The 3,658-nt window shown below is 73.9% G+C and carries 5 protein-coding genes; 3 read left to right on the top strand and 2 right to left on the bottom strand.

The window, feature by feature from the left end; all coding sequences use genetic code 11:
- Positions 1-92 precede the first annotated feature (92 nt).
- Positions 93-626, bottom strand: a complete 534-nt coding sequence (locus tag AF1_RS32110) for a hypothetical protein (protein WP_067808026.1) — start codon at positions 624-626, stop codon at positions 93-95.
- Between the two features lie 196 nt (positions 627-822).
- On the opposite strand from AF1_RS32110, the gene AF1_RS32115 reads away from it, so the two are divergent.
- The 3 genes from AF1_RS32115 to AF1_RS32125 are packed head-to-tail and all read left to right on the top strand — an operon-like array spanning position 823 to position 3,249.
- Entirely contained in the window at positions 823-1,479 is a 657-nt protein-coding gene (locus AF1_RS32115; protein ID WP_067808029.1) for a response regulator transcription factor, read from the top strand.
- On the top strand, positions 1,476-2,729 hold the full coding sequence (locus AF1_RS32120; protein WP_084263534.1) for a sensor histidine kinase: 1,254 nt from the start codon (positions 1,476-1,478) through the stop codon (positions 2,727-2,729). The genes AF1_RS32115 and AF1_RS32120 overlap by 4 nt, the downstream gene beginning before the upstream one ends.
- Before the next feature lie 10 nt (positions 2,730-2,739).
- Positions 2,740-3,249 carry a mycothiol transferase gene (locus AF1_RS32125; RefSeq protein ID WP_067808032.1) on the top strand — a complete coding sequence of 170 codons (510 nt, stop codon included), beginning with the start codon at positions 2,740-2,742 and terminating at the stop codon, positions 3,247-3,249.
- Here the strand turns inward: AF1_RS32125 and AF1_RS32130 are convergent.
- On the bottom strand, positions 3,219-3,658 hold a 440-nt coding region (locus tag AF1_RS32130; protein WP_255218862.1), incomplete at its 5' end, for a sensor histidine kinase. The two genes, AF1_RS32125 and AF1_RS32130, sit on opposite strands and share 31 nt — an antisense overlap.

Genomic DNA, 3,658 nt, shown 5'->3' on the forward strand with positions numbered 1-3,658 from the left:
GCCGCCGCCGCCGAGCCCGGCGGCGGCGAGACCCGCGCCGCCCGCGACGGCCACCCCGGCGGCGCCCAGGACGAGTGTGCGCGTCCTGGTCACTAGTCCCTGCCCGTGGTCGTGGAGGGGGCGTCCGGCTCGAACTTGGCGCACGCCTTCTGCGCGTCCTTGAACTTCGGGCTCTCCGGGTCCAGCCCGGTGCCCTTCCCGGCCTGTATCTTGATGCCGCCGTTGGGGTCGGGGTCGGGGAATTCGGTGATTCCGTGATCGCGCATGCACTTGGAGAGCCCGCGCATCTGCGCGATCTGCTCGGGGTTCGGCTTGGGCGGCTTGCCGCCGTTCGGCATCAGATGCCGGCACTTCTTCTGCGCGGCCTCGACCTTGTCGTCGCCGCCGGGACCGCCGCCCTCGCCCGGCTTGCCGGACGCCCGGATCGTGAGCTTGCCGTCCTGCGGGTCCTGCATGTCCACGCCGTTGTCGCGCATGCACTGGGCGAACCGGCGCATCTTCTCATGGTCATCCGCGGCCTTGGCGGTGCCGGCGGCCTTGGCGCCCTTGCCGTCGCCCCCGCAGCCCTGCGCCCCGAGGGCGAGGGCCGGGACGAGCGCCAGCACCGCGAACGTCTGTCGTCGCATCGGTCGGTCTCCCTGTCGTCTCCGCCGGGCGGTCCGCCGGCGGCGACCGCAAGTCCAGCCCGCGGCGGGTAACCCGGGCGTAACCGGATCGGGTTATGCCGGCGTTACGCCCGCTCCTCCAAGCTGGGACGGCGGGACGGCGCCGGGGGGCGCCGATCCGCAGAGACCACGCATTCGCGGAGACGGGACGGCAGAGGTGCGGGTACTGATCGCCGAGGACGAGCGGATGCTCGCCGATTCGATCGCCGAGGGGCTGCGGGCCGAGGCCCTCGCCGTGGACGTGGTCTACGACGGGGACGCCGCGCTCGAACGCCTCGGCGTGAACGACTACGACGTGCTCGTGCTGGACCGGGACCTGCCCGTCGTGCACGGCGACGACGTGTGCCGCGCGGTCGTGGAGTCCGGGGCGCTCGTGCGGGTGCTGATGCTCACCGCCGCCGTCACCGTCCCGGCCCGGGTGGACGGGCTGCGGATCGGCGCCGACGACTACCTGACCAAGCCGTTCGCGTTCGAGGAGCTGGTCGCGCGGATCCAGGCGCTCGGCCGGCGCGCCCGCCCGGCGGCGCCGCCGACGCTGGAGCGCGCCGGCATCCGGCTCGACCCGTCCCGCCGGGAGGTGTACCGGGACGGCCGGTACGTGCACCTGGCCCGCAAGGAGTTCGGGCTGCTGGCCGAGCTGCTGCGCGCGGACGGGACGATCGTGTCCGCCGAGTGGCTGCTGGAGAAGGTGTGGGACGAGCACACCGACCCGTTCACCAACACCGTCCGGGTGACGCTGATGAAGCTGCGCCGCAAACTCGGTGATCCCCCGGTCATCGAAACCGTCCCGGGAGCGGGGTACCGGATTCCATGACGAGGTTCACCGAGCGGCTGCGGCCGACGATCCGGATGCGGCTCACGATGCTCTACACCGGCCTGTTCCTCTGCGCCGGGATCGTCCTGCTGGGCCTGACGTACCTGCTGGTGCAGAACAACCTGCGCCAGCGACCGCCCGAGAACCAGATCTTCGAGACCAAGAGCGTCTCCGGCTTGCCGCCGTCCGGCTCGCTCACCGGCGAACCCCCCGAAGCCGCCCTCCAGAAGGTGCTGGTCGCGGGACGCAAGGACTACCAGCGGGAGACGCTCAGCGCGCTGCTGACGCAGGGCGGCATCGCGCTCGGCCTGGTCGGCGCGGCGGGGCTCGGCTTCGGCTGGCTGCTCGCCGACCGGGCGCTGCGCCCGGTCCACGCGATCACCGAGACGGCGCGGCGGGTGGCGCGCGGCCACGACCTCACCGAGCGGATCGGCTACGAGGGACCCCGCGACGACATCAAGGAGCTGGCCGACACCTTCGACGCCATGCTGGGCCGGCTGGCGAGGGCGTTCGACGGCCAGCGGCGGTTCGTCGCGAACGCCTCGCACGAGCTGCGCACCCCGCTCGCGATCAACCGGACGCTCGTCGATGTGGCGGTGCGCCGCCCGGACGCCACGGGCGACGTCAAGCGGCTCGGCGAGTCGCTGCTGGTGGTCAACGCCCGGCACGAGCGCCTCATCGACGGGCTGCTCACCCTCGCCGGCACCGAGAACGCCGTGGTGGACGCCGTGCCGTTCGACCTCGCGGACGTGGCCGGGCACGTCCTCGACCAGGCGGCGCCCGAGGCACGGGCGCACGGCGTGACCACCGGCCGGCGGCTCGGCCCGGCGCCCACGTCCGGTGATCCCGTGCTCATCGAGCGGCTCGTGCAGAACCTCGTGGAGAACGCGGTCCGGCACAACCACGACGGCGGTGAGCTGTCGGTCACCACCCGTGGCCGGGACGGATGGGCCGAGGTCGTCGTCACCAACACCGGGCCGGTCGTCCCCGGCTACGAGATCGAGACGCTCTTCGAGCCGTTCCGGCGGCTCGGCAACGACCGGGTGCGATCCGACCGCGGCTCCGGGCTGGGCCTGTCGATCGTCCGGGCGACCGCGACCGCCCACGGCGGCACGGTGACGGCGGCGCCGCGACCGGGCGGCGGCCTCACCGTGACCGCCCGCCTGCCCTCCCCCGCGCCCTTCCCCGTGCCGGGCCCGGCCGCCGAATCCGCCGCGGCCGGGCCGAGAGATCCGGCCCGATCGGGGTAGCGTCCTCCCAATGACCAGTGCGCAACTGCTCGCCGACGCCTTCGGCCGGATCCGGGAGGCGGTCCACGGGGCCGCGGACGGGCTCACCGCTGCTCAGCTCGCCCACCGTCCCGCCGCCGGCGCCAACTCGATCGCATGGCTCGTCTGGCACCTGACCCGCGTCCAGGACGACCACGTCGCGGACGTGGCCGGCACCCCGCAGCTGTGGACGCGGGACGGCTGGGCCGGCCGGTTCGCGCTGCCGCTGGACGCGTCCGACACCGGGTACGGGCACACCTCCGACGAGGTCGGGGCGGTCAAGGTCGAGTCGGCGGACCTGCTGACGGGGTACCACGACGCCGTGCACGACCGGACCGTGGAGTACGTGTCCGGGCTGACCGACGCCGACCTGGACCGGATCGTGGACCGCGCGTGGGACCCGCCGGTCACGCTCGCCGTGCGGCTGATCAGCGTGATCTCCGACGACCTGGAGCACGCGGGGCAGGCCGCCTACATCCGCGGCATGCTCGAACGCGCCTGATCGGACGGCGTTTCCCCGCCCTCCTTCTCCCCGCTTTCATCCCCGACGTCCTTGAGCGGGACGCGCCAGACGAGGATGGTGCCGCCGCCGGGACGGGCGCGGGTGGACAGCGACCCGCCGAGGTTCTCGGCGCGCTCGCGCATGTCGCGCAGGCCGCCGCCGGCGGCGCCCTCGGGGATGCCGGCGCCGTCGTCCTCGACCCGCAGGGTCAGGTCGTCGCCGACCTCGATGCGCACGGACGCCTCGGTGGCGCGGGCGTGCCGGGCGACGTTCGACAGCGCCTCCCGGACGACGGCGAGAAGCTGCTCGCCGATCCGGTCGTCGACCGCCGTGTCCAGGAGCCCGGCGAGCCGCACGGACGGCGCGAACCCCAGCCGCTCGGCGGCGGCGTCGACGAGAACGCGCACCC

Origin of the sequence: Actinomadura formosensis NBRC 14204 (genome assembly GCF_001552155.1) — a bacterium.
Classification (GTDB): domain Bacteria; phylum Actinomycetota; class Actinomycetes; order Streptosporangiales; family Streptosporangiaceae; genus Spirillospora; species Spirillospora formosensis.

Excerpts from the sequence above, each read along its gene's own strand:
- AF1_RS32120 (WP_084263534.1), top strand. The coding sequence starts at position 1,476 with ATGACGAGGTTCACCGAGCGGCTGCGGCCGACGATCCGGATGCGGCTC.
- AF1_RS32110 (WP_067808026.1), bottom strand. The coding sequence starts at position 626 with ATGCGACGACAGACGTTCGCGGTGCTGGCGCTCGTCCCGGCCCTCGCC.
- AF1_RS32125 (WP_067808032.1), top strand. The coding sequence starts at position 2,740 with ATGACCAGTGCGCAACTGCTCGCCGACGCCTTCGGCCGGATCCGGGAG.